Annotated in this window: 17 protein-coding genes; 2 read left to right on the forward strand and 15 right to left on the reverse strand. The window is 39.7% G+C overall.

Features of this window, described 5'->3' with window-relative positions; genetic code table 11:
- Positions 1-102 precede the first annotated feature (102 nt).
- From BMX11_RS18745 to BMX11_RS18800, 13 genes are all read right to left on the reverse strand, one after another.
- Positions 103-657 (reverse strand): RNA polymerase sigma factor, encoded by a 555-nt coding sequence (locus BMX11_RS18745; RefSeq protein ID WP_090887192.1) that lies wholly within the window; start codon positions 655-657, stop codon positions 103-105.
- A 61-nt stretch (positions 658-718) separates the two neighbouring features.
- Positions 719-1,576, reverse strand: coding sequence for an SPFH domain-containing protein (locus BMX11_RS18750; protein WP_090887195.1), 858 nt, complete (start codon positions 1,574-1,576; stop codon positions 719-721).
- A 5-nt stretch (positions 1,577-1,581) separates the two neighbouring features.
- A complete protein-coding gene (locus BMX11_RS24165) occupies positions 1,582-1,761 on the reverse strand; it encodes a hypothetical protein (RefSeq protein WP_139180229.1) in 180 nt (59 codons plus the stop codon).
- A 96-nt stretch (positions 1,762-1,857) separates the two neighbouring features.
- Positions 1,858-3,732: an alpha-amylase family glycosyl hydrolase gene (locus tag BMX11_RS18755; protein ID WP_090887197.1), complete on the reverse strand. Its 1,875-nt coding sequence runs from the start codon at positions 3,730-3,732 to the stop codon at positions 1,858-1,860.
- Between the two features lie 126 nt (positions 3,733-3,858).
- A complete protein-coding gene (locus BMX11_RS18760) occupies positions 3,859-5,226 on the reverse strand; it encodes an MFS transporter (protein ID WP_090887200.1) in 1,368 nt (455 codons plus the stop codon).
- Between the two features lie 112 nt (positions 5,227-5,338).
- Complete coding sequence (locus BMX11_RS18765; protein WP_090887264.1) at positions 5,339-7,018, reverse strand: alpha-amylase family protein; 1,680 nt, start codon at positions 7,016-7,018, stop codon at positions 5,339-5,341.
- A gap of 182 nt (positions 7,019-7,200) precedes the next feature.
- Positions 7,201-9,519, reverse strand: a complete 2,319-nt coding sequence (locus BMX11_RS18770; protein WP_090887203.1) for a glycoside hydrolase family 65 protein — start codon at positions 9,517-9,519, stop codon at positions 7,201-7,203.
- A 165-nt stretch (positions 9,520-9,684) separates the two neighbouring features.
- Positions 9,685-10,350: a beta-phosphoglucomutase gene (gene pgmB, locus BMX11_RS18775; RefSeq protein ID WP_090887206.1), complete on the reverse strand. Its 666-nt coding sequence runs from the start codon at positions 10,348-10,350 to the stop codon at positions 9,685-9,687.
- A gap of 53 nt (positions 10,351-10,403) precedes the next feature.
- Positions 10,404-12,314 carry a glycoside hydrolase family 13 protein gene (locus BMX11_RS18780; RefSeq protein ID WP_245738717.1) on the reverse strand — a complete coding sequence of 637 codons (1,911 nt, stop codon included), beginning with the start codon at positions 12,312-12,314 and terminating at the stop codon, positions 10,404-10,406.
- A 72-nt stretch (positions 12,315-12,386) separates the two neighbouring features.
- A complete protein-coding gene (locus BMX11_RS18785) occupies positions 12,387-13,442 on the reverse strand; it encodes a SusE domain-containing protein (RefSeq protein ID WP_090887208.1) in 1,056 nt (351 codons plus the stop codon).
- 18 nt (positions 13,443-13,460) lie between these two features.
- A complete protein-coding gene (locus BMX11_RS18790; RefSeq protein WP_090887269.1) occupies positions 13,461-15,050 on the reverse strand; it encodes a RagB/SusD family nutrient uptake outer membrane protein in 1,590 nt (529 codons plus the stop codon).
- A gap of 13 nt (positions 15,051-15,063) precedes the next feature.
- On the reverse strand, positions 15,064-18,051 hold the full coding sequence (locus BMX11_RS18795; RefSeq protein WP_090887211.1) for a SusC/RagA family TonB-linked outer membrane protein: 2,988 nt from the start codon (positions 18,049-18,051) through the stop codon (positions 15,064-15,066).
- A gap of 428 nt (positions 18,052-18,479) precedes the next feature.
- Positions 18,480-19,499: a LacI family DNA-binding transcriptional regulator gene (locus BMX11_RS18800; RefSeq protein WP_090887214.1), complete on the reverse strand. Its 1,020-nt coding sequence runs from the start codon at positions 19,497-19,499 to the stop codon at positions 18,480-18,482.
- A gap of 242 nt (positions 19,500-19,741) precedes the next feature.
- Between BMX11_RS18800 and BMX11_RS18805 the strand changes: the two genes are divergently transcribed.
- Positions 19,742-20,101: a response regulator gene (locus BMX11_RS18805; RefSeq protein WP_090887217.1), complete on the forward strand. Its 360-nt coding sequence runs from the start codon at positions 19,742-19,744 to the stop codon at positions 20,099-20,101.
- Positions 20,102-20,106: 5 nt separating this feature from the next.
- Here the strand turns inward: BMX11_RS18805 and BMX11_RS18810 are convergent, their stop codons facing one another.
- Complete coding sequence (locus BMX11_RS18810; protein ID WP_090887220.1) at positions 20,107-20,460, reverse strand: DUF6717 family protein; 354 nt, start codon at positions 20,458-20,460, stop codon at positions 20,107-20,109.
- A gap of 64 nt (positions 20,461-20,524) precedes the next feature.
- On the opposite strand from BMX11_RS18810, the gene dinB reads away from it, so the two are divergent.
- A complete protein-coding gene (gene dinB, locus BMX11_RS18815) occupies positions 20,525-21,625 on the forward strand; it encodes a DNA polymerase IV (RefSeq protein ID WP_090887223.1) in 1,101 nt (366 codons plus the stop codon).
- A 1,088-nt stretch (positions 21,626-22,713) separates the two neighbouring features.
- On the opposite strand, the gene BMX11_RS18820 is transcribed toward dinB, so the two are convergent.
- Positions 22,714-25,185, reverse strand: a complete 2,472-nt coding sequence (locus BMX11_RS18820; RefSeq protein WP_090887226.1) for a glutaminase family protein — start codon at positions 25,183-25,185, stop codon at positions 22,714-22,716.
- Between the last annotated feature and the right edge of the window lie 2 nt (positions 25,186-25,187).

Below are 25,187 nucleotides of genomic sequence, written 5' to 3' on the forward strand. Positions count from 1 at the left end.
TGCTACAACTAGGATAGTGCGTGAGCAAATCAACCATGGTCCATGGCCTTCGCATCTGATGCGTGAGCAAATCAACCATGGTCCGTGGGTCACGGACCATGGTTAAGCATTAAATTCTTTTCTTAGAATTTTGAGTGCATCATAAATGGTATTGTAGGCCGTTTTAATGGTTTGGCTGGTTTGCTCAGCAATCTGTTCGTAGCTTAAGCCCTCGAAAAATTTGAGGTGAATCAGTTGCTTTTGTCTAAAGGTGAGTTTCTCTAAAGCTGTTTTCAGCTGGTGCCTTACAAGTTCATCGCTTTGCACCTTAACGATAAATTCCTCGTAACTCATTTCCATCCAATCGCCCTCTGCGCCCGCATTAAAAAGCGCATCGTTTATTTTGCGTTTGCGCTCCATAATCCGCAATAATTTGCGCTTTAAAAATGTGCGGAGATAGGCCTCTACATTATCTACCCGGTTAAGAGATTCGTGTTTTTCCCATATTGTGGTAAAAACCTGATCTGTAGCCTCGCTAGAAATATCGGCATCGGCACAAACCCTGATTCCAAAATTGACTAATGGATAATAAAGTTCCTTATAAAGATCGAAAAAAGCATCTTTATCACTTATACGTAAACGTTCCCACAATAAGTGGTGCGACAGTTTGCTTTGCATGTAATCGGTTAGGGATAATCACAATGATAAATAAAAACTTGCTGAATTGAATGGCAAATGGCTATTTAATTCCCATCATCAAGTTGGCTCCACCGGCTTGTGTGGTTGGAAGTGTACCGTTCCATTTTTGTATCCACTGCTGCTGGATCAGCAATGGGGTTAAAGATTGCTGTCTCAACCTGTTGGCTTCCGATTCTGCCTTTGCCTTAATCAATAAGGCCTGAGCCTCTCCATTTGCTGTTGCCACTTTAACTTTGGCCTCGGCTTCTGCTTGCTTGGCTTCATTTTCGGCCTTTAGTCTTGCCTGAATTGAAGCATTTTTTTCATCGATCATCTTTCTTAAACTTTCTGGTGGCGTAATGGCCGAAGTAAGCTGATCGTACACAAAACCATCTTTATTTAAATTTTTGGAAAGCAACAATTGAATTTTATCTTCAAAACGCTCCCGATTTGACATCACCGAATCGGAGGTAAATGAATTGGCAACAATGCGATAGGCATCGTATATGGTATTGCGCATAAATTGTTGTTCAATTTCGTTTAGCGGCTTTCTATACTGGCGATAAATTTGAGGTACCATTGCCGGATTAACATGGTAATTTAGTTTCGGATCCACCTTAAACTCTGCTGCATCCCGAGTAGTAACTACAAATGGATCATAATCTACCGATTGCGTAAAAGTTGGAAACTCCACAATTTTTGTGGTCCAGGTATTATACCACACTCTACCGGTAACAATGGTAATATTATCTACCCCTCTGTCAGAACCATAGAGATTAATTTTGATCCCCACGTTTCCGGCATCAATGTTTTCGAAGGTAAAAGGTTGAACAAACCAAACGATGATTACCACAATGGCAATGATGCCAATTCTACCAAATTTTTTAAACCAGTTACCAGAAGGGGTATTGTATTCCATGAGTGTTACTTTAAGATATTTCTAAATAGGTGTTTTACAGGTTTGATTAGTATCCATACGGCAACCACTACTAATGTAAGTCCTGCTGCTACGTATAAATTCGAAGGTCTATCTATAAAACCTACTGCCACTGTTAAAAGTACAATGGCAACTAGAATTCTTAAAATGACTTGGAGCGTAGGCATTGGTTAGTTTGATGGTTACAATTGTAATAATACCAAGATTAAGCTGAATCTGCAAATTCAAACCAACAAAACAATCTCCGTTGCCATTTAAAGCCATTATTTTAAAGCAACTTTGCTAAATATATGGTACTCACCAGGAGCCAGGGTTCCGGTGTAAGTATTGGCTGTTAAGTTAATACTTGTACCTACCGCATCCAACCAGGTACCCGAAAGTCCAAAATCAATATTAGCCGTTTGTGGCACTACATCAAAGTTCCCTACTACCACTACAGTATTGCTGGCATCTGTAAGTTTTATGTATTTAATTCCATTGGCAAGATTATAACTTGAACTGCTGGTATTGAAGATACTGTTGTTTTTTTTTAAGCGAATAAACTTAGCATAGGCATCATAAAGCAGCTTGCGATCTGGGTCGGTGTAATACTCCCATTTTATTGGCTTTTCGCCTGTACGTCCATTAAAGTCGATATTGATATCGTAACCTAACTCAGCAAATTGCCAGATCATTTTTGGCCCTGGGATGGCGAAAAGAAATGCCGCAGCAAGTTCTTCCCTTTTCAATGAAGTAGCTAAGTTCCCTTTAATGACGTAGCTTCCAGAAGCATTTCCATAGGTCATATTCTTATAATTCAATCGCTCTTCATCGTGACTTTCTCCATAAGTAACCAAATTCTCTGATTTGGTAAAACCATGCCTGGTATAGAAACCCCAGGAGAAATCGGAGTTGCCCAACCAACCCATAGTTGCCTCGTTCATATTATAATTCAGGTTGTTCCAAAGCATCATTCCATCATCGGCGAGTGCTTTTTCTTCAGATTCTTCTGCAAAATGCTCTAAAATAACATAGAAATTATTGGCATCAATACTTCTAATGAAATTGTTGTATTCTTTCCAAATCGCTACCCTGCTGGCATCGTATAATCTAAATTGTGCATCATCAGCAGAAGCTTTCTGGGTAAATCCCTTGGATAAATCGAACCTGAAACCATCAATTTTATATTGCTGCATCCAGAACTTCATTACATCTTTTGAAAATTTTCTGGTAGCTGCACTTTCATGGTTAAAGTCATAACCTACATTGAATGGATGCTTGGCCTCTGCATTAAACCAGGGACTTGAACCAGTTGGCTTTGATCCATCAAAATACAACTGCACCATAGGCGATTGCCCGAAAGAATGATTTAATACCATATCTAAAATCACGGCTATTCCCTTTCCGTGACATTCATCGATAAAATTCTGGAGTGCTGTTTTGGTGCCGTAATATTTATCCGGAGCGAAATAAAAGGATGGATTATAGCCCCAACTGAGATTGCCTTCAAATTCATTAACAGGCATGAGCTCTATGGCATTAATGCCCAGTGTGGTGAGGTAATCTAATTTTTGTAAAGTAGAAGCGTAATTATGGTCGGTAGTAAAATCGCGGATCAATAATTCGTACACCACTAGGTTATTTTTATCTGGCCGCGTAAAATTGGTGTTTTTCCAGGCATAAACAGGTTGATTAGCTTGCATTACACTCACAATACCAGTGGTTTTACCAGATGGGTAGGCTTTTAAATTGGGATAAGTGGCTGCTGAAATGTATTTATCATTATTTTCATCGAGAATCTTTTCGCAGTAAGGATCAGCCACTTTTAAGCTTCCATCCACCAAAAATTGATAAGCATATTCGGTACTGGGATTGAGGTTGTCTATTTGAACCCACCAGGTATTTCCATCAGTGGTTTTCTTCATTGCGGTTGTAGACCAGTTATTAAAATCCCCCATTAAGGCTACGCTATTTTTTCCTGGCGCATATAAAGTCACAATTGCTGATGTACCATTGTTAATAAAGGCTACACCATCTTTGGCTCCGGCTGGTAACGCTGTATTAGTAACAGGTGCTTCGGTTACCGGATCGCTGGTTGTCTTCTTACAGGCTGTTGTAAGTAACACTATGTAGCATAACAGATAAAATACTTTTTTCATTTGGTTAGTTTTAGTGTTTTCTGTTGATTTTTTGGGCAATAGTTTAACTGCCTCAGCACTGCAGCATGCAGTTGAGGTGTAAAAGCTTTAAAATGTGATAAGATCTTCCGTTAGAAAGATTAGGGATTACACCGCTCTATTTTCTTCGATTCCTAATTTAGAGCTGAGTATTTCGTTGGTTTTCTTAGGTTCGCGTATAAAAATATAGCAGATTACTGCAGCAATGATCATTAACCCGCCGCCCAATTGAACTGCCAATAACCGGTCGTTATCCAATACATTTTTCATCAGCCAGCCAAATCCTAAAGAAGCAATGATTTCTGGAAGTACAATGAAAAAGTTAAAAATCCCCATATAAATACCGATTTTATCTTTAGGTAAAGAACCGCTTAGCATGGCGTATGGCATAGATAAGATACTTGCCCAGGCAATGCCCACTCCTGTCATACAGAGATAAAGCATGTTCTTATCGTGTACCCAAGCTACACTAATCAATCCGATTGCTCCGCAAAGTAAGCAAATGGCATGGGTTGTTTTTCTACCCAGTGCATCGGCAATTTTAGGAAGCACCAAAGCAAACAAGAAGGTAACTACGCTGTAATAGGCTAAGGTTAAGCTTCCAAAATCTGCGCCATGGGCATAAACCGGATCGCTGGCATCCTTACCACCGAAAACGTTCACCGCTACTGCCGTGGTGTAGTAAAACCACATTAAAAATAAGCCGGGCCAGGTAAAAAACTGCACTAAGGATACAATTTGCATCCTTTTGGGCATGTTTCGTAGCGCACTGAATATTTCGCGTGCTCCATCTCCAAAACCCTTACCAATTTCTTTTAATTTATCTGTTTCCTGCGGAGGATATTCCTTCGTGGTTAAAACGGTATAAAGTACTGCTGCAAAGAAGAAAAAGGCACCTAAATAAAAAGAGAATTTTACATTTTCAGGAATACTTCCCTGAGCGGCTGTATTGGTTAAATCGAAGATATTATTCATCACCCAGGGCAGTGCCGAAGCTACACTTCCACCCAAACCAATCATCATGCTTTGCATAATAAAACCACGGTTAACCTGGCTATCGGGTAGTTTATCGGTAACAAAGGCACGGAAAGGTTCCATGGCCACATTACCAAATACATCCAATACCCAAAGCAATCCTGCGGCCATCCATAAAGCGCTGCTATGAGGCATAAATATTAAGGCAATACTACTTACCAATGCACCAACCATAAAGTATGGCCTCCTTCGCCCCCAAGTGGGGTGCCAGGTACGATCGCTTAAATACCCAATAATGGGCTGGACTAATAGTCCTGTTAATGGCGCGGCTAAAAACAACAAAGGAACCTGATCGGGATTGGCACCCAGGTTTTCGTAAATACGCCCCATGTTGGCGCGCTGTAAATCCCAACCGAACTGGATGCCGAAAAATCCCACACTCATATTTATAATTTGTGTCAGTGTTAATTTCGGATTCTCGAATACTGTTTTTAAGCTCATTATATTTGGTTTATTTAACTGCTAAAGGGCAATAAGTTTTTCGCAGAGGACAAAAAGCCTTTCTCTGTGTATCTCCCTGCGTACTTTCGGTGTTCTACATGGTTTATCTTTATTAAAACGCTATTATCTGTGCCGAAACAGGCCCCATATTTACCGGGATACTTGTTCCTGGCGGGATATTTAATTTTCTATCTGTTAATAAATCTGTAACTGGCGATGAAGACTTTAATTTCAGGATATTATCTGGTATTTCGATATTGGCTTCTAAACTTTTTGTCCTGTCAAAATTCACTACTACTAAAAGCCGCTGCTTTGCTGATGAACGAATAAAAGCATACATGCGATTGTTCATATTCCCCGTTTGCGGCACTTCATACATTCCTCCTTCTGCAATGGCATCGCTTTGCGAGGTAATTTTCATTAATTGCTGGTAAAATGCTCTTAGCTTAAGTTGATCGGCATCGAGTTTAGCGCCATCAAATGCTCCGTTATTCATCCATTTCTGATGTTCAGGAACTCCCCAATAATCGAAAATTGATGTGCGGTTGTCGTCACCTCCAAAACCTTCTGCACCTTTAGCCGGCTCGCCAACTTCCTGCCCGAAATAGAGCATAACCGGCCCTGAGCCCAGTGTTGCCGATACTACCATTGCCGGTAAAGCCAACTCGGCCTTTCCTGCAAATCCCGCAGATGCGATACGCTCCTCATCATGATTTTCCAGAAAGCGCAACATGTGCTGGCCAAAACCAGCACTTTCTACCTGCCATACCTGGCGAATATCTTTCACGTCTGCATTGGGTTCGTTCCTGATTAATCTCTTTAATCCATCGTAAAGTCCCACCTTATCATACAGATAGTCAAACTTTCCTTCTTCGAGGTATTGTTTATAAACTTTTGGATTATAAGCTTCGCCTAAGAAAATTAAGTCGGGATTAACCTGCTTTACCTGTGGAATTACCCAGTTCCAAAAAGCAATGGGCACCATTTCGGCCATATCGCAACGGAAACCATCTATTCCTTTTTTAGTCCAATAAACCAGAATATCCCTCATTTTCAACCAAACGGGAGGTATGGGATCAAAATACTGCTGCTCGCCATTTTGGTAATCTACACCATAATTCAACTTAATGGTTTCATACCAATCGTCATATTTGGGTGTTGGAGAAAAAACATTATTGCCCGTAGCCTTGGCTGGATTTTCTTCAAATTTACCGTCCTGTAAATTGGCAATGGGTGTATTTTTTGGACCATTGGGTGCTACAAAGGGTTGTTTTGGTGTGTAGTAAAAGTCGTTTTGCGGACTAAAACCTTTAGAAACATCATCCTGAGCGCCAAAATCCACTATATTTTCGGGTTTGGCATAAGAATGATAGCTTCGGGCCACGTGATTTGGAACAAAATCAATGATAACCTTTAGGTTTTTTGCATGGCTGCGCTGAACTAAGGCTTCAAACTCCTGCATTCTATTCTTCACATCTACAGCCAAATCAGGATTTACATCGTAATAATCGCGGATAGCATAAGGAGAACCTGCCCTGCCCTTCACCACATCGGCATCATCTACCTTAATTCCGTAGGCAGAATAATCGGTTAAACTGGCATGTGCCAAAGCGCCGGTATACCAGACATAATTGACGTGAAGCTCTTTTAAGCCATCTAAAGCTTTATCGGTGATGTCGTTAAATTTACCTGAACCATTTTGCTCAATGGTACCATAAGGGATGTTGGCGGTGTTTTTATTCCCGAATAAACGGGGCAATAGTTGATAGATCACGATCTTTTTATCGTTCATTACTACAGACTTTTTTTGTGCACAGGATGATAATGAAAGTGTAATAAAGGCACAGCAAATGATCAAAAAGCTATACCAAATGCGATCAAAAAAAGGATTTTGAGCGAACGATAAGCCAGCTTGACGTTTTACCTTCGGGCTTATTAACCCTTGGCCTTTACACGCTTTACCCCTAACCATTATCATACCAATTCTGGGTTACTAACTCCAATTTCAGCATTTCCTGCTAACTTATAAATTTGGCCTTTAATCCCAATTTCTAAATCGACATCGTTGTTATTTTTAATATTGATTCCGTGTTCGGTAATATTAACTTTCAAGGTAGCACCTCTAAAGCCGATGGTAAAGGCAAAGGATTTCCATTTTCCAGGCAAGAAAGGATTGAATTGCAATTTGCCATCTCTTACACGCATCCCTGCAAACCCTTCTACCACACTCATCCAGGTTCCAGCCATTGAAGTAATGTGCAAACCATCTTCAGTATCGTTGTTATAATCGTCTAAATCTAAACGGGCGGTTCTGAGGTAAAACTCATACGCACGGGCTTCATCATTTAGCTTAGCCGCTAAAATACTGTGTACACAAGGTGATAAGGAACTCTCATGAACGGTACGCGGCTCATAAAAATCGAAGTTTCTCCTTAAAGTCTCCAGATCGTAATCTTCCTCGAAGAAATATAACCCTTGTAATACATCTGCCTGCTTAATGAAGCAAGAGCGCAATATTCTATCCCAGCTCCATTTTTGATTGATTGGTCTTTCGCTTGCCGGAAGATCCTTTACCAAAACCTGTTCTTTATCTAAATAACCATCTTGCTGTAAGAAAATTCCCTGCTCAGCATCTGCCGGATAATACATTTTCGCTATAATGTCTGCCCAGTCTGCAAATTCCTGATCTTTAAAGTTGAGCGACTTCAACAAACTATCATATTCTGCATTTGCTTTTGTTTTTACTATTTCTGCTGCTTCAGTGGCATATTTCATGCACCAGGTGGCTAAAATATTGGTGTACCAGTTGTTGTTTACGTTATTTTCATATTCGTTCGGCCCTGTTACGCCAAGCATTACATATTGCTGTTTATCGTTACTCCAGTTCACACGCTGTTTCCAGAAACGGGCAATACCAATTAATACCTCTAAACCATATTGAATGAGATAATCTTCATCTCCCGTATAACGGATATAATTGAAAATAGCAAAGGCAATAGCGCCGTTACGGTGAATTTCTTCAAAAGTAATTTCCCATTCGTTATGGCATTCTTCACCATTCATGGTTACCATTGGATAAAGTGCCGCTCCATCTTTAAAGCCTAATTTAGCTGCATTTTCTATCGCTTTTCCCAATTGCTTGTGGCGATAAATCAATAGGTTTTTACTCACTTCCTGAGGTGCTGTAGCCAGATAAAAAGGCACGCAATAGGCTTCTGTATCCCAATAGGTAGAGCCACCATATTTTTCGCCTGTAAAGCCCTTAGGACCAATATTCAGGCGATCATCCTTGCCTGTGTAGGTTTGGAAAAGCTGGTAAATGTTAAATCGGATGGCTTGTTGAGCAGATACATCGCCTTCAATTACGATGTCGCTTTCTTCCCATTTATGTGCCCATGCTGCCGCCTGTTCTTGCAGTAAAGTATCGAAACCTTTAGCCGCTGCATTGGCAATAACCGCTTTTGTTTCTTGTAGCAGTGATTCTTTTGGATGGTTTTCAGAAGACAGATTTGCGGCAAGCTTGATTATGGTGATCTCCGTATTTGCCTTAGCGGTAACCATTGTAGACAGTCCGACAAACTTATCCCGGTAAACCGGTTCGAATTTGAGGTTGAGATTTTCTGCTCCCTGATATACTTCTATTGTGCTTCCTGTGCAAACTTCAAATGCTGTTTTCTTAGTTCTCAGTTGGAGGTAAGCCTCATTGCCGATAATTTCATCTGATACTTTATCCCAGAATTTCTCATCGTAGTTGCTGTCCTGGTTTTTAACATCACCATCAATGAAAGGCATTAAACCGATTTCAGCATCAAAGTTTAAAGGCGTGATGCTATAGCGAATCGCTCCTACCTCATCATTTGCGATACTACAAAAACGGGTAGATTTTACGGCTACACTTTTTCCATTTGCGAGTACAGCGGTGAAGCTGCGCTCCAAATAACCCTCATGCATGTTTAAAACACGCTTAAAATCCTTTACTTCAGCCTTTGCTAAATCGAGCAGTTCATGGTCAATTTTCACTTCAATACCGATCCAGTTGGCCGCGTTGAGTACTTTTGCAAAATACTCCGGATAGCCATTTTTCCACCAACCCACTCGGGTTTTATCTGGATAATATACACCGGCAACATAATTCCCCAATAGGGTTTCACCAGAATATGTTTCTTCAAAGTTGGCTCTTTGCCCCATTCGGCCATTACCCAAACTGAAGATACTTTCTGAAATTTTATTTAAATGTGGATCAAAGCCCTCTTCAATGATGTTCCACTCATCCGCTTTTATATAGTTCTTCATTTTTTAGTATCAAGTATTTAGTATCGAGTACTTAGTATTGAGTAGCAAGTATTTAGTATCAAGTATCAAGACCTTAGTATATCGCCTTGAAAATCTCAGCTACTTATCTCTGCTAACTATTATTTATTCTTTCACACAGACTCCGGACTACCGACTATAGACTAATCAAAGCGTTTCCAGATCTTCAACAGTTAGTTTATCCAGTCCGCTTACTACCAGATCTGCTTTGGTAAGCACGCTTTTTTCTCCGATTCCGATGGCCTTCATTCCGCCTCTTTTTGCGGCTTCCACTCCTGCCACAGCATCTTCAAAAACAACACATTCATTGGGTTTGAAACCTAAAAGTTCTGCTCCTTTGAGAAATACTTCCGGATCTGGTTTCGATTTGGTAACACTATTCCCATCAACAATTTCATCGAAAAAGTGAGCCAGGTTGGTTTTCTCTAAAATGGTTGCAGAATTTTTACTGGCAGAGCCTAAGGCTAATTTATAGCCTGCCTTGTGGATAGCTGTTAAGAAATCAACTGTTCCCGGGAGTACTTCTGCCGGGGTCATTTTATTGATCATTTCTACATACCAGCTATTTTTTAAGGCGGCCAGTTCTTCCCGCTCTGCTTCCGATTTTTCTACTTTTCCCCAGGCTAAAATCTTATTCAGACTCTCTACCCTGCTTACGCCTTTTAACTGCTCATTCTGTTCTTCGGTAAAATCAAAATCCATGGTATTGGCTAATCTTTTCCAGGCTTTATAGTGATAAACGGCGGTATCTACCAGTACGCCATCTAAATCGAAAAGACAGGCCTTAATATTGCTACGAAGTGTTTCTTGCATTGTATCTTATTTTTTGTCCGTTGGTGTAGGTTTAAACCAATGCCAATGGTTAATTAATTCAGCTCTAATACCCAGGTTGTTTTTGCAGGAACCTTGATTTCCTTGAAAGGCATGGTCTTACCCGTAATCACCTCTCTTGCGGTTGTAATTCCGCTTGTTCGTTCTGCAAACCTTTCTGTTGACAAGTTTTTTTCCTTATCGGTATTATTTACGACTACCATAACACTTCCCTTAGCAGAATTGTTGTAGCGGAAATAAACATAAATATCATCCTGAGGCACAAATTGCATTAGTTTACCAGTTTGCAATGCAGCATTTGTTTGACGAAAATTGGCCAGTGTTTTAACGAAATTGTAGGCTTCATTTTCTTTTTCAGTTCTGCCATTGGCGCTGAACTTGTCTTTTTTATCCCCTTCCCAGCCACCAGAAAAATCGGCACGTACCAAACCATCAGGGTTAGAGAAGTTTTTCATTAAAATCTCCGTACCATAATACATTTGAGGAATTCCCCTCATGGTTAGCAAAATTGCCATGCCCATTTTATATTTATCAAAATCTTCATTTACCACCGAGTAAAAGCGACTCATATCATGGTTATCTAAGAAAATACAATTGGCATTGGGATTTTTGTATAGAAAATCGTGTGCCAGGGTTGCATATAAACGGTTAATTCCATCTACCCAACCATTTTTACCGTTCAATCCCTCATAGATCGCGTCTTTTAAAACGGCATCGGTTATTCCTTGTAAATGAGTATCGAATCCTCTGTTAACTGTATTTCCACCGGTAAAGAATGCCTGGTTAGCTGCTGCGCTAACTAAAGTTTCTCCAAAAACGGAAAGTCTGGGGAACTCTGCTTGTAATTTCAATGCCCAATCGGCCATGTAAGCCGGATCATTATATGGATAAGTATCTAGGCGTAAACCGTCAATTCCGGCATATTCAATCCACCAGATGTGGTTTTGAGTAAGGTAATTCTGAACGTAAGGGTTGGTTTGGTTCAGATCGGGCATAGAAGGAACAAACCAACCATCGAGCATTTGTTTACGATCTGCTGCAGAAGCATGCGGATCCATAACGGTTTGATCGCGGTAACTGGTTTGTGTATATTTTGGCCATTGATTTAGCCAGCTCTTCATCGGTAAATCTTTATAAAACCAATGCCCTGTGCCAATGTGATTGTGCACAATATCTTTAATAATTTTCATGCCTTTGGCATGTGCAGTTTCTACATACTTTTTATATAGCTCATTGGTTCCGTAGCGGGGATCAATTTTGTAATGATCGGTTACCGCATAGCCATGATAAGAGGCCTGTGGCATATCATTTTCCAACTCGGGAGTCATCCAAACCGTAGTTATGCCTAAATCTTTTAAATAATCGAGGTGATTCATTACCCCTTGAATATCTCCGCCATGGCGGTAGTACATACTATCGCGATTGAGTGCAGTTTCTGCCAATCCTTTTACCACGTCGTTGCTTTTATCGCCATTGGCAAAGCGATCGGGCATTAAGAGATAAATGAAGTCTTTAGTGGTTACCCCCTGAATTCTATTTGTACTTTTATCTCTATTTTTCAATGCGTAAGCATAAGACAATATCTTTTTACCCTGAAGAGAGAAATTAATTGGGAACGTTCCCGGTTTTACGGTAGGAGAAAGCTCCAGATCCAGGAATAAATAATTTGGATTTTCGACTTTATTAACCTTCAGCAGCTTTACTCCCTGATAGTTTAATGAAACTGTTGTATTGGCAATATGATCGCCATGAACGAGCAGTTGCAACTTAGGATTGTGCATCCCCGTAAACCAGAACATGGGTTCTATCCGCTCTAATTTTTGGGCAAATGCGTTATTAAAGGTTAAAAGAATACCCAGCACCCATATTATTTTTTTCATCAGGGCTTGCACATTAAAAACAGGAAAGGACGGAGCTGAATATTTTGGTGTTAAGGATAATTTCATTAGGCTAAACTTTAAGAGGTGAAAAACCTACAGCGCGAAATGCGCTGTAGGGAAATGTAAGTTAGTTAATGATTAATTTTTGACGATCGTATAAGTACCCCCCGTAACAGCTGTTGCAGCAAGGGTTGGGTCGGGATTATTCACAGTTAAGGTTATGGTGTAATTACCTGCAGTGGCTACATTGATATCAGCACCGCCCAATGTAAGGCTTGTTCCGCCACCAAGATTAACAGCCCAATCATGGTTCATTCTGAATTTAAAGGGACCAGATTTAAGATTTAATGTTATTCTCCAGGATTCCTTTCCGTCGTTGATGTATTTCATGTCTGTATCACTACCCCAGCCTCCCGGAGTGGCATCACCAATTAGAGACCAGAGTTGCAATACTGGTTTTATTGACCAGGTTTTGGCATTCATATCTACTGTTACCTGTTTTAATCCGGCTGTACCAGCATTGATGTTGCCGCCAGTAGAACTTAAAGTGCCACCGCCACCATCACCATAGTTCACATCCCATTTTTTCTCAGGCGTGATTTTAAAGTCTAGTTTGCCCGCAGGATAGTTGATCACTCCTTTGTAAATCCCATTGCTGGTTAAGGATACAAGACTATCAGCTGTGGGTGGATTCCAATCAGGAGAAACCTGATAAGCTCCAGGTGCATAAACCCATGCAGAAGCTAAGTAAGGCGTTGCAGTTAAGGTAACAACATTAGAATAAGTTATGGCGTTGGCTGCCGGACCAGATTTTAACCTCACCTCAACTTGTGTTGAAGTTCCAATTACTCCACCTAGGGCCAAGAGCATAGTATTAAACTCGCTCACCGTTGGTGTATAAGAGGTAGTAGACATCACTACTTCTTTTGCTGTGCTAAAATTTTTACCTTTCAGATCAAATTGTAGGGTGTTGGCAACTGGAACAACATATCCCGTTACCGTTGGTGCAGGGAATGATAAGGTTAGTGCCGGTTTTGTTTGATTGGCTTGTGTTAAGCTTAACGCAGTAGCTGATGCAGCTAATGTACCTGCCGGACTTACATTGGTAACCGTTTGAGTTTCCTCTTTTTTACAAGACCAAACTGCGGTGGTTATCAAACCTAAGATCAATATTTTAGAAAAAATCGATTTCATCTTTTTAATTTTTAGAAATTAATAACCTGTGTTTTGAACCAAATTCGGGTTGGCAATTAAATCTGCTGATGGAATTGGATATAAGTTGCGGTATGCCGGCAAAGCTGTTCCAGCCTTAACCCCACCTTTGAATGGCCACAGATAAGTTGAACCTGTAAATTTACCATAGCGGATTAAGTCGGTACGGCGGTGACACTCCCAATACAACTCACGACCACGTTCATCTAAATAGAAATCGGTGGTTAAAGCCGCAGTGGTTAAATTACCAGATGCATTTCCATAAGCTCTGCTTCTTAAAGCATTAACATAAGTAAGCGCTTGAGCAACCGATCCACCCGATCCTCCTCTTGCCACTGCCTCTCCATAAATTAAATATTGCTCTGCTAAGCGGAATAATGCAAAATCTAAAGAACTGAAGGTTCCGTTTAATGAGGCAGGTGTTACGCCCGTTGAAGTCACATTTTTAAACTTAGTTACCCTTAAGCCATCTGTAAAAACCCCAATTTCATCTACTGTACTTTTTGTACCGAAGAAAACACCTCTTTTATCTAATGTACCGTTGGCATCAGGGAATAGTGCTGGCAGGTTTTGACGGGTTCTGTTACCACCCCATCCGCCAGATGGCACGCCATACGTTGCCGGACTCATGTCTGCATTGATGGCAGCGTTCACTAAAAATGTGGTTCCACCGTAGTTTGTTCCTCTTACGCCATCGTAATTGATGGTTAAAATGTTTTCGTTATTATTCAGGTTATTATCAGCCAGGAACAAATCTTTGTAGTTAGCTTTTAAACCATAGCCGGCAGCGATTACTTTACTAGAATATGTTATTGCCTCTGTATATTTTGCCGTTCCGGTATAAACCTGAGCATTTAAGTATAATCTGGCCAGTAAAGCCCAGTCTGCGCCTTTATCTGCACGGCCATACTCGTTGGTACGGGCATCGGCTAAATCGCCTTCAATGGCTTTTAACTCGGATTCTACATAAGCAAATAATGCTGCGCGTTGAATTTGTTTTGGATTTGTTTTTCCAATCGCATCATCTTCGGTTACAAAAGGTGGGTTTCCAAAACCATCCAATAAAACCCAGTATTGAAAAGCTCTTAAAAAGCGAGCCTCTGCACGGTAGCGTTGAATTGCTGCTGCATCTGCCCCGGTAATGTTGCGGCTGGCCAATTTCTCAGGTGTACTTTCGCGAAGAAACTCATTACAAATGGTGATTTGTAAGATACTTTTTGAATATAAACCTCTTAAAAACTGGTTATCTGTATTCCATGTTGAATAATCTAATTCTGGAATACCCGTATCTCCCCAGGCACAGATGGCCTCGTCGGTTACCAATTCTTGTGAAGTCCAGAATAACCTGAAGAAATCTGCAAAACCTGAGTTTAAGCCACCAATATCACTGTTATCAGATCCGGTTGGACTGGTTAAGGCATAAGTGGCGTATAATTTTACCAGTTCTTGTTTGTATCCGGCAGGGGTAGCATATACCACATCTGCGGTTACATCATTCGTAGGCGTTAAATTTAAGGCATCCTTTTTACAAGAATTTAAAGAAAGCAATAAACCTGTGGTTGCCAATATTATTTTAAACGAATTTTTCATCTCTATATCTTTATTAAAAACCAACATTTAAACCCAAAGTATATGTCCTAGGTCTAGGATATAACTTGAAGTCGATACCATCTGTTAACTCGGGGTCAACACCTTTGTAGTTAGTGATTACGAATACATTTTGGCAATTAGCCGTGATTCGCAAATTGGTGTTACTATTTTTAAATAGTTTACCCGCATCATAAGCCAATCCTAAGTTATCCATCTTTAAGAATGAAGCATTTTTAACGTAGTAATCGCTTAAATACTGGCTATTGGTGAAATTGGTATTTAAGAAATCTACACCAGCGTTGTTAATTAATCCGGCTGCACTCAAAATATTGTTTCTGATACCGTAATTTGATGAAATGTTATCGTAAACATAGTTTCCTAAATTAGCCCTTAGTACGGTGCTGATGGTCCATTTTTTATAACTGAAAGCCGAATTGAAGCCAAAAGTTACCTTTGGATCTGGTGATTTGTAGAAATATTGATCACTTGAATTTACTACACCATCCTTATTCAAATCTTCGTACACACCTTCTAAAGGTTTGCCAGTTCCATCATATACTTGTTTGTAAACGAAGAAGGAACCTGGAATTTGATTAACCGCGTTGTATTTAATGGTAATACCTGTTCCTCCGGAAATATCACCTGCACCTTGTTTACTTCCCGGATCAGGATTTAGGGTTAGGTTAGTTACCTTTCTTTGGTTGTATGCTACGTTGAAACCAAAATCCCAAGAGATATCTTCAGTTTTAATAGCTGCAAAATTTAAGCTAAACTCAGCACCCCTTACATCCATATTACCCACGTTGGTAGTTAGGGTGTTGTTGAAATTGGTACCTACCGGAATATTTACAGTAGCCAGGAGATCTTTTGTTTTTTTGTAATAAACATCTAAAGCTCCATAAATTCTTCCTTTGAAGAATCCGTAATCTAAACCCGCATTATAGGTAGAAGTAGTTTCCCATTTCAAATCCGGATCGTATTGTGAAGGTGCATAGTAATCGTAAAAAGTGTTACCAATTTGGTATTGACCCGTATTGCTATTGGCATAATATTTTGCCAGGTAGCTGTAATCGCCAATGGTATCTCCATCTTTATTACCTGTTTCACCGTAACTCAACCTTAGTTTTAAATCAGAAACGGCTTTACTTTCTTTCAGGAAGTTTTCACCGATGATTCTCCAGGTAAAACCAACTGAAGGGAAGTAACCCCAACGATTTTCTTCTCCAAATCTTGAAGACGCATCGGCACGCATGGTTCCAGAAAGGATATATTTATCAGCTAAGGTGTAAACCAACCTTCCATAATAAGATAATAACTTATTGCGATCTACTGAGAAAGGAAACTTAGCTGTAGTTCTCACTACACCAGTGGCGCTGTATTCGTCGAAACTGTAGTTGGTTTTAGCATTATCATAATAACCATAACCTGCGGTTACATCGAAGCGACTTCTGATACTGGCTACATCTTTAGCATAATTAAGGTAAAACTCTGATACTTTATTATTTGAGGTACTTAATGATTGAGTAGCTGAGCCATTAGTTGAAAAACTTGTAGCGGCAAAAGCCGGAACAAAAATACTTCCATATCCTTTAGAAATGTCATAACCCAGGTTTAAGTTAGCGTGCAACTCTGGTAAGAAATGGAAAGAATAATCGAACCTTGCATTACCAAAACTTCTGGCTGCATTTCCCGAATTATCTCTTAAAACCACCTGAGCAACCGGATTTCTCGGTGCATTAGGGTTTAATGTGCCATCTGCCCTTAACCATTCGAAATAATTACCGAATTGATTGTTGGCCGTTACCGATTGAGTTGGATCAAACTGTAGTGAAGCAGCAATGGCGTTGTTGTTATCGTTGGCAAACCTGGATTCGGTTAACGTACCTTTTAAGCTTAAATCAATTTTCAGGTGATCGGTAAATAACCTTGGCGAAACAGTAATTGCACCTGTTGCCCTGTTAAACCGATCTGTAATTAACAAACCCTGCTGATCCAGGTAACCTGCCGATACGCGATAAGGAACACCATGAAATTTACCCGCAACGCTTAAGTTATTATCTGTAGAGAAAGCATTTTGAAAAATTTCATCCTGCCAATCGGTATTTGATTTTCCTAATAGGGAAACAAATGTTTTACCCACATCGTATGTTGCATTTGGATTGGCATTTACGAAGCTTCTGATTTGATCTGCTGATAGTACATCTACTTTTTTCGCAACAGTTGCAATAGAGTTATTGGTACTGAAATTGATGATCGGATCTCCTGATCCACCTTTTTTAGTGGTGATTAGGATTACCCCATTGGAAGCTCTTGAACCATAAATGGCCGTAGCATTGGCATCCTTAAGTACGGTAAAGGTTTCAATATCATTTGGATTGATTAATGATAGTGGACTAGGTGCATTATCTATTGATTTTCCACTGAAAGGAACACCATCAATTACAATTAAAGGGTCGTTACTGGCATTTAAAGAAGCACCACCACGAACCCGGATAGTACTACCAACACCTGGCTGGCCACTATTGGTGATGATGTTAACCCCTGCTACCTTACCCTGAATTAATTGTTCGGGGGTAGTAATAGTTCCTTTTTGAAAATCCTTTGAACCTACCGTAGTAATTGATCCGGTTAGATTCTTTTTCTCTGAGGTACCATAACCAATAACCACCACCTCGTTCAATTTTTGTGCATCAGGCACCAGTTGAAAGGTAATAGTTGTGGTTCCGGGAACGTTCACGGACTTTTCTAAAGTTTGATAACCGATAAAACTTGCGGCCAGTACTATGGAACCATTTGTTAAACCTGCAAGTTTAAAATTACCATTGGCATCTGTAGATGTACTTCTGGTTGTTCCTTTTACTATTAAAGAAGCACCAGGTAAGGGTTGGCCTGTTTCGTCGAGCACCTTTCCGGACACTGATCCGGTTTGTGCTTTTACCATGAATGCTGAGAAAAGAAGCAGCACCAAAAGCCCCTGTTTTAACAGGTAAAATACTCTCATATTATTAGCTCGTTTAAGTATATAAATTTGGTTAAATATTACAGTGAATTACACATAGCCCTAATTTACAGCAGGAAATGATAATTCAAAATTTATTTAAAAAATATATTTTTCGAGGAAAAACACGCCCATAATTTTGATGAAATTTAAAGATTTTTGGCAGGTAAAAAAGTTAGGCTTGCTGAGCAAAGCTAATCTAACTAACAGATATACAATGCTTTAAAAACATTTCATATCTAAAATTAGTGTAAGAATTACACTAAGCTGTTTTTTACCGATTTTTCGGGAACGTTCCCGAAAAAAATAAACCAAATTCGATGTCATTTTCGGGAACGTTCCCGAAAATGAGCCGGAATTCTGCGTATTTTACACTAAGTGATGAATTTTTTTGAAAATTCAGGGCTTAAAAAGAGGCCCCGTTTTGAGCCCTATTTTGGCTGGTTGGAAGTAGAATTTCTTTGGATAATTTTAGATTGTAAAACCACTTCATGAGGATGATTTTTATCTGCTTTTCCATCCAAAATGATAAACAATAATTTTGCAGCCTGCTCCCCTATTTCAACGGCTGGCTGAGTGATGGTACTCAAAGATGGGTTTAGTAAAGGGGCAATCTCTAAACTAGAAAAACTGATGACCTTTAAATCATGAGGTATGCTGATTTTCAAATCGTAACAGGCGTAGTAGGTGGCAAATGCCAAACGTTCTACCGATGTGAAAACGCCGTCTGGTTTCAAATCTGTTAAGGCTTGTTTGATAATTACGCTGTTTTCTTCATAACTGTTGCTACAGTCTACAATCAAACTTTCATCAAATTTAATGTGATGTTTTTCCAGGGCATCGATATATCCCTGCATTCGGGTTTTACCAATCGACAAGCTTTTGTTTACCACCATATAGGCTATACGCTTACAGCCCTGATCAATCAGGTGTTCTGTACCTAAAAAACTGCTGTTATAATCGTTGGTTATTACCCTTGGTGTTTCTATGTCTTCGTAAATCCTGTCAAAAAAAACAAGTGGCAATCTTTTATTGCCAAACTTATTGAGGTAATTATGATCATTGGCTTCGCCGGAAACCGACATCACGATTCCATCTGCCCTGCCATTATGTAGATGTCGGATAAAGGTTACTTCTTTCTTGAAATCATCATCGGTAACATAAATCAAGATATGGTAGCCATTTTCCCTGGCAATGCGTTCTATTCCATGAATGGCTTGTGAAAAATAATTATTGGCCAGCTCTGGTACAATTACCGCAATGGTTTTGCTTTTTTGCTCCCTTAAATTACTGGCATAGTGGTTGGGTTGGTAGTTTAATTCCTTTGCTTTGGCCAAAATAAGCTCCTTGGTAGCGCTGCTTATGTCGCTATTATCCCGAAAGGCCCTTGAAATAGTAGAGGTAGATAACTTTAATGCTTCCGCTAGTTTCTTGATATTAATGCTATCCATTATTAAAAATCACCCAGTAATTTAAATTGTGCTGTAAATATAAAGCATAATAATCCTAAATAATTGATGTATTTCTTTTAAATCTAATTAAGCAGTGGGCAGTAGCACTAAAATGTTTGAAAATAACTTTGGATTATAAAAACAAAATACCCCCTTATCTTATTAATACTATTGTACAAATTAGCATATTTGCGGCTATATTTTTTATCTGCTACATTATGGCTTAGAACTTTACCGAAGACATGGAGAATAAAAAGATACTCATTGCCGATGATGATGAGGGAATAGTGGATGCTGTAACGATGATTTTAGAAGTTATGGGGTATGAGGTGGAGTATACTTATGACGGTGGAACCGTTATAGATGCGGTAAAAAATAAACCAGATTTAATTTTATTGGATATCTGGATGAGTGGTCATGATGGAAGAGACATCTGTAAGCAGCTCAAAAATGACCCCACTTATAAAGAAATTCCTATCCTGATGATCTCGGCCAGTAGAGATATTAAACAATCGGCCTTAGATGCAGGTGCGAATGATTTTATGGAAAAGCCTTTCGAAATGGATTCCCTGCTCAATAAAGTGAATCACCTTTTAAATTAGTCTTTTCAACTTAACTGCTTAAAATATATTCTTTCGGGTAATTCGTTAAAAACAAATTCGGTTACCTCACAAAGCCATAATTTGTGGTTCTTGGTTTCTCCTTTAAACGTTTCGAGCAAATAATCTCCACCCCCTCCAAGGTTTTCTTCGCGTGCATAAACTAAAGTGAGCAATTCTGCATCCTCAAAATGTGCATCTGCCATCATCAGTTTGCATTCTGTGGATTTAGCTGCAATCCAGTTTAAAAGCTCATCGGCCCCTTCTACCATCTGTAAATCAGCTATATCGCCATTCCATTCGGGAATATCTGCATACCACTCGTGTTTTGCATTTTTATAAAACCTGATTGTTCTTTCCATTGGATGTAAAGAAATGAAATCTGGTTTAATTATCCTTGAAAAAATGCCGAAATTTATACTTTAGATGACCGATCAGCCTCAACCTCTTTTAAGGAAAATTATCCACATTGATATGGATGCTTTTTACGCTTCGGTTGAGCAGCGTGATTTCCCTGAATATAGAGGTAAACCGCTTGTGGTTGGTGGAAAGCCTGATAGTAGAGGTGTAGTGGCCACTGCCAGCTATGAAGCCCGCCAATTCGGAATCCGATCTGCCATGTCTTGCAATAAGGCTTATCAGCTCTGCCCTACTGCCATTTTTGTATACCCCAGGTTTGATGCTTACAGTGCTGTTTCTAAGTCGATAAGAGAAATTTTTAGCCGCTACACGGATTTAATTGAGCCATTATCGCTGGATGAAGCTTATCTGGATGTAACTGAAGATAAGCTGGGGATTGGTTCTGCTATGGACATTGCCAAATCAATCAAAGATGCCATTAAAAATGAGTTGAATCTTACTGCATCTGCAGGCGTAAGCATTAATAAATTTGTTGCTAAAGTGGCTTCTGATATGAATAAGCCTGATGGTTTAACATTTATTGGTCCCTCCAAGATAGAGGCTTTTATGGAGAAACTCCCGGTAGAGAAGTTCTTTGGCGTGGGTAAAGTTACTGCCGCTAAAATGAAGGCTATGCAAATTACTACGGGTGCCGATCTGAAGAAATTAACGGAAGTACAGCTACTTGCTCAGTTCGGTAAATCGGGTAAATTCTACTACCAGATTGTCCGAGGAGTTGATAACCGGCCTGTACAACCACACCGGGAAACAAAATCTGTAGGGGCGGAAGATACCCTTGCTGAAGATACCAACGATGATGCGGTAATGCACGATTTGTTAAAGCAAATTAGCGAAACGGTAGCCAAACGCTTAGAGAAATACGGTTTGAAAGGTAAAACAGTCACTTTAAAAATAAAGTTCTCCGATTTTAAACTCATCACCAGAAGCAGATCTTTTAGCAACGCTATTGATGCCGCAGAGGTAATGTATGCTGAAGCTATAAAATTGTTAAATGAAGCCGAAATTGGTAATGCCAAGGTGCGCTTACTGGGGATTACCCTATCCCGTTTTTATGATGATGTATTGCCGGAGAAGATTCAGGATAATCAGTTGGAATTTGATTTTTAATGTGAAGTATTCAATTAACCGCAAAGTGCGCAAAGTTTTCGGAAAGCCAGGGAAGGGATAAGCACAGAGAAAAGGAGGTTTACTAACCAGTTTTTAAATGACAAAGCTTGTATGAACGGTCGTCACCCGGAAAGTTAATGAACGCCTGGCTTGGTGTTCTCTGCGCCTTCTCTCTGCGTACTTTGTGGTTAAAAAGAAAATGAACCACAGAGAAAAAGAGACCTACACGGCGGCACTGAATAAAAACATATAGCCTAATTTGAACCATATAAGCCAGATAAGAAAAATAAGTGGGATAGTAACTTTCCACTGCGTTACAGGTAAGCAAGACGTTTTTCTTTCTTGTTTTTGTCTTTACTGACCTGTTTTAAATGACAAAGCTTGTATGAAAGGTCGTCACCCTGAAAGTTAAAAAAATGAACGCCTGGCTTGGTGTCCTCTGCGTCTTCTCTCTGCGTACTTTGTGGTTAAAAAGAAAATGAACCACAGAGAAAAAGAGACCCACACGGCGGCAATGAGTAAAAACATATAGCGTAATTTGAACCATATAAGCCAGATAAGAAAAATAAGTGGGGTAGTAACTTTCCACTGCGTTACAGGTAAGCAAGACGTTTTTCTTTCTTGTTTTTGTCTCTACTGACCTGTTTTAAATGACAAAGCTTGTATGAAAGGTCGTCACCCTGAATTTATTTCAGGGCCTTTATTTAAAAGATGCTGAAATAAATTCAGCAAGACGTTTTCTTACTTGTTTTTGTCTCTACTGACCTGAAGCGAAAAACTAAATTTGCAAAATGAACGCCTGGCTTGGTGTTCTCTGCGCCTTCTCTCTGCGTACTTTGTGGTTAAAAAGAAAATGAACCACAGAGAAAAAGAGACCTACACGGCGGCAATGAGTAAAAACATATAGCCTAATTTGAACCATATAAGCCAGATAAGAAAAATAAGTAACGGTGCTACCTCAGCAGCGCAGTGAAAAAATGAACGCCTGGCTTGGTGTCCTCTGCGTCTTCTCTCTGCGTACTTTGTGGTTAAAAAAAAGGTCGTGGCAAGAAACCACGACCCATTATGAGCACGTTAATTATTAAAATTTATTTTGCTGAAAGTTTATCTTCAAACATTTTCATGAAGAACCCACCAACCACACTTCTCGCTTTAAAATTGTCGCGAATTCCGGTGTTAGAATCGTAAAAATCATTTAAAGGAACTCTTGATTCTGTTTCGATTGCATGTTTGTAAACGGGATGAATAAGTGCCTGAAAATCTTTCTCATTTCCAGCGAAAGTAGCTGTCCACAATATCCAGTCGTTTTTGGTGTAAGCTTTTCTGCTATCTAGTGGCAGACCGTATCTATTTTGCTTCGTTAAGTAGTATTTAATTTCAGTATCATACACTTTCTGAGGAAAAAGATTAAGCTTTAAAACCTTATCCCACACCAGGTTGTATTTTTGACTCCAGGTGTTTTTATTATCAAAAGTAAGGGCATAATGATCTCCGGCATCAGCCATTTCGATCCATTTTGGCACCATACTTTCTGCTATTGCGCGGTATTTTTTGGCAACATCCTGATAGCCTAAGGTTTCTGCCATTTGCGCATAGCAGGCAATCCCCACAATCGCCTTTACAGATAAGTTTGCATTTCGGGCCAGGTGACCGGCAAAATCATCAGTGCACAACTGTGTTTTAGGGTCTAAACCTTCACGGGTAAGATAATCTACCCAGGTGGTTAACGTTTTCCAGTGTAATTTAGCATAATTGGCATTGCCCTGGGCCTTTGCAATAGCGGCTGTAAGAATAATCATGTTTCCAGATTCTTCTACTGGCATCGGCTCACCATAGGTTTGTCCGTTGGCTAATGGATAGGTTCCCAAATCATGCGCTGCCCAATCGTGCGGGTATTTTCCACTTTCACTGAAATAGAAAATACCATTTAACATGCCTTGTAATAACTGAGGGTTGTAAATGAGGTATAAAGGCGCTGAAGGATAGGTAACATCTACGGTATTGATGAAGCCACCACTGTTGTTTTCTTTAGATAGCCAAAGGATTTCATTTTGTGGACTCTTTACCAAGGTATGTGCAGCAATACTTTGGCGATACCCCAACACACAAAGATCTGCATATTCTTTACCGCCAGATTTTAAAGCATCGGCATACATGGTTTTGTTAAAGGCCTCACATTTTTGGATTACCGATTTATATTCCGTTACCGCATCAGTTAATTGCCCTTCAATAGTTTCTTTACCTGAGGTATTCCACCATGGCCGTAAATTCTGGTTGAAATATTGGATTGAATAAATCTCATCATAGCCTAAAGTGATGAATTTTTCTACTGCTTTTTTACCAACCGTTCCGAAAGGGACAATGGTATTAAGTGCTAACATATTGCCTTTTACTGCGGTTGAGGCTGCATTGCCTTTTTTAAATGCATCAGCAGCATCTTTTTCTGGTGTTACAAACTGAATGGCATTGGTACTTTTTGGTGCTGCTACATAAAAATACCCCCAGTCGATACGCATATCATCCGAAGCTTTTTTTAATATTGGTTGCTCCACAGTACCAACTTTTAAGATCGACAATTGTGGTGTTGCATATTTGGTAGATATTACGGGTTGTGAAGGCCTGTAAACCGCAATATTAGAAGAGGCGCTTAAATAAACCTTAACCTGATGGGTTGTATTATCGTTAGCATTTACCTGGTAAGATACATAAGAAACTGGCCTGGCCAGCAAACCCAGATCATTCATGAGCAAGGGTGAAGTAAAAGTTAGCTTAAGGTCTACTTTACCGCAGCTAAAGTTATAAATGGTTTGCGTTGCATTTACATCAACACTTTTTTGCTTGGCCAGCTGTACTTTTTGACTACTGTTTTTTTCTTTTTCTACTATGCCGAAATCAAGAAAGCGACCGTCTGCGGTATTTAGCAGGTGGATCGCAATTACATTTTGGCCTGCTACCAATGCACTTTTATTGTTTTTCAATGCAATGTATTGGAAATCGTTGGTCCATCCTTCTTTGGTATAAATTTGCTTCCCGTTAAGAAATACTTCAATATTATCGTCGTGGTTTAATTTTAAAAATAACTCATTAAGGTTGGCCGGATTGGCCACCGTAAAGTTTCGTCTCACCCAAATATCATGCGATTTCCAAATGGTTTTAGCCGTTTTGGCATCGTCTCCGATTGGTGCAGTACCACTTTTCCAGGTATTGGCATTATAGCTTGATGCTTTCCAATCTCCCGTTGGTTCGTTTTCAGTGTATTTAACATCGTAGGCCTTATCATCCGAACTTGGAAGAATAGTTTTATAACTCACCGTCTCTTTACCCAAAAATTGATAGATATTTCCATCCACATTAATCATCCCTAAGAGAGATTGCTTTGCTCCGGTCCAATGTTCCGTTGAACTTTCATTCAGCTTATCGGTATTAGACCAGATACTGAAATAAGTATTGTGCGTAATTAAGGGGTAGGCAGGTGCCTTTCGTTCCTGCGCCTGGAGCATATTGGCCAGCAACATGCTTCCTAGCAAGGCAAAAAATTTAAGATTCTTGAATTTGTTCATCA

The organism is Pedobacter rhizosphaerae, assembly GCF_900111155.1.
Classification (GTDB): Bacteria; Bacteroidota; Bacteroidia; order Sphingobacteriales; family Sphingobacteriaceae; genus Pedobacter; species Pedobacter rhizosphaerae.

Coding starts and splice junctions, on each gene's coding strand:
- BMX11_RS18760 (WP_090887200.1), bottom strand. CDS start 5,226: ATGAGCTTAAAAACAGTATTCGAGAATCCGAAATTAACACTGACACAA.
- BMX11_RS18770 (WP_090887203.1), bottom strand. CDS start 9,519: ATGAAGAACTATATAAAAGCGGATGAGTGGAACATCATTGAAGAGGGC.
- BMX11_RS18750 (WP_090887195.1), bottom strand. CDS start 1,576: ATGGAATACAATACCCCTTCTGGTAACTGGTTTAAAAAATTTGGTAGA.
- BMX11_RS18795 (WP_090887211.1), bottom strand. CDS start 18,051: ATGAGAGTATTTTACCTGTTAAAACAGGGGCTTTTGGTGCTGCTTCTT.
- BMX11_RS18820 (WP_090887226.1), bottom strand. CDS start 25,185: ATGAACAAATTCAAGAATCTTAAATTTTTTGCCTTGCTAGGAAGCATG.
- pgmB (WP_090887206.1), bottom strand. CDS start 10,350: ATGCAAGAAACACTTCGTAGCAATATTAAGGCCTGTCTTTTCGATTTA.
- BMX11_RS18785 (WP_090887208.1), bottom strand. CDS start 13,442: ATGAAATCGATTTTTTCTAAAATATTGATCTTAGGTTTGATAACCACC.
- BMX11_RS18800 (WP_090887214.1), bottom strand. CDS start 19,499: ATGGATAGCATTAATATCAAGAAACTAGCGGAAGCATTAAAGTTATCT.
- BMX11_RS18790 (WP_090887269.1), bottom strand. CDS start 15,050: ATGAAAAATTCGTTTAAAATAATATTGGCAACCACAGGTTTATTGCTT.
- dinB (WP_090887223.1), top strand. CDS start 20,525: ATGACCGATCAGCCTCAACCTCTTTTAAGGAAAATTATCCACATTGAT.
- BMX11_RS18765 (WP_090887264.1), bottom strand. CDS start 7,018: ATGAACGATAAAAAGATCGTGATCTATCAACTATTGCCCCGTTTATTC.
- BMX11_RS18805 (WP_090887217.1), top strand. CDS start 19,742: ATGGAGAATAAAAAGATACTCATTGCCGATGATGATGAGGGAATAGTG.
- BMX11_RS18810 (WP_090887220.1), bottom strand. CDS start 20,460: ATGGAAAGAACAATCAGGTTTTATAAAAATGCAAAACACGAGTGGTAT.
- BMX11_RS18755 (WP_090887197.1), bottom strand. CDS start 3,732: ATGAAAAAAGTATTTTATCTGTTATGCTACATAGTGTTACTTACAACA.
- BMX11_RS18780 (WP_245738717.1), bottom strand. CDS start 12,314: ATGAAATTATCCTTAACACCAAAATATTCAGCTCCGTCCTTTCCTGTT.
- BMX11_RS18745 (WP_090887192.1), bottom strand. CDS start 657: ATGCAAAGCAAACTGTCGCACCACTTATTGTGGGAACGTTTACGTATA.
- BMX11_RS24165 (WP_139180229.1), bottom strand. CDS start 1,761: ATGCCTACGCTCCAAGTCATTTTAAGAATTCTAGTTGCCATTGTACTT.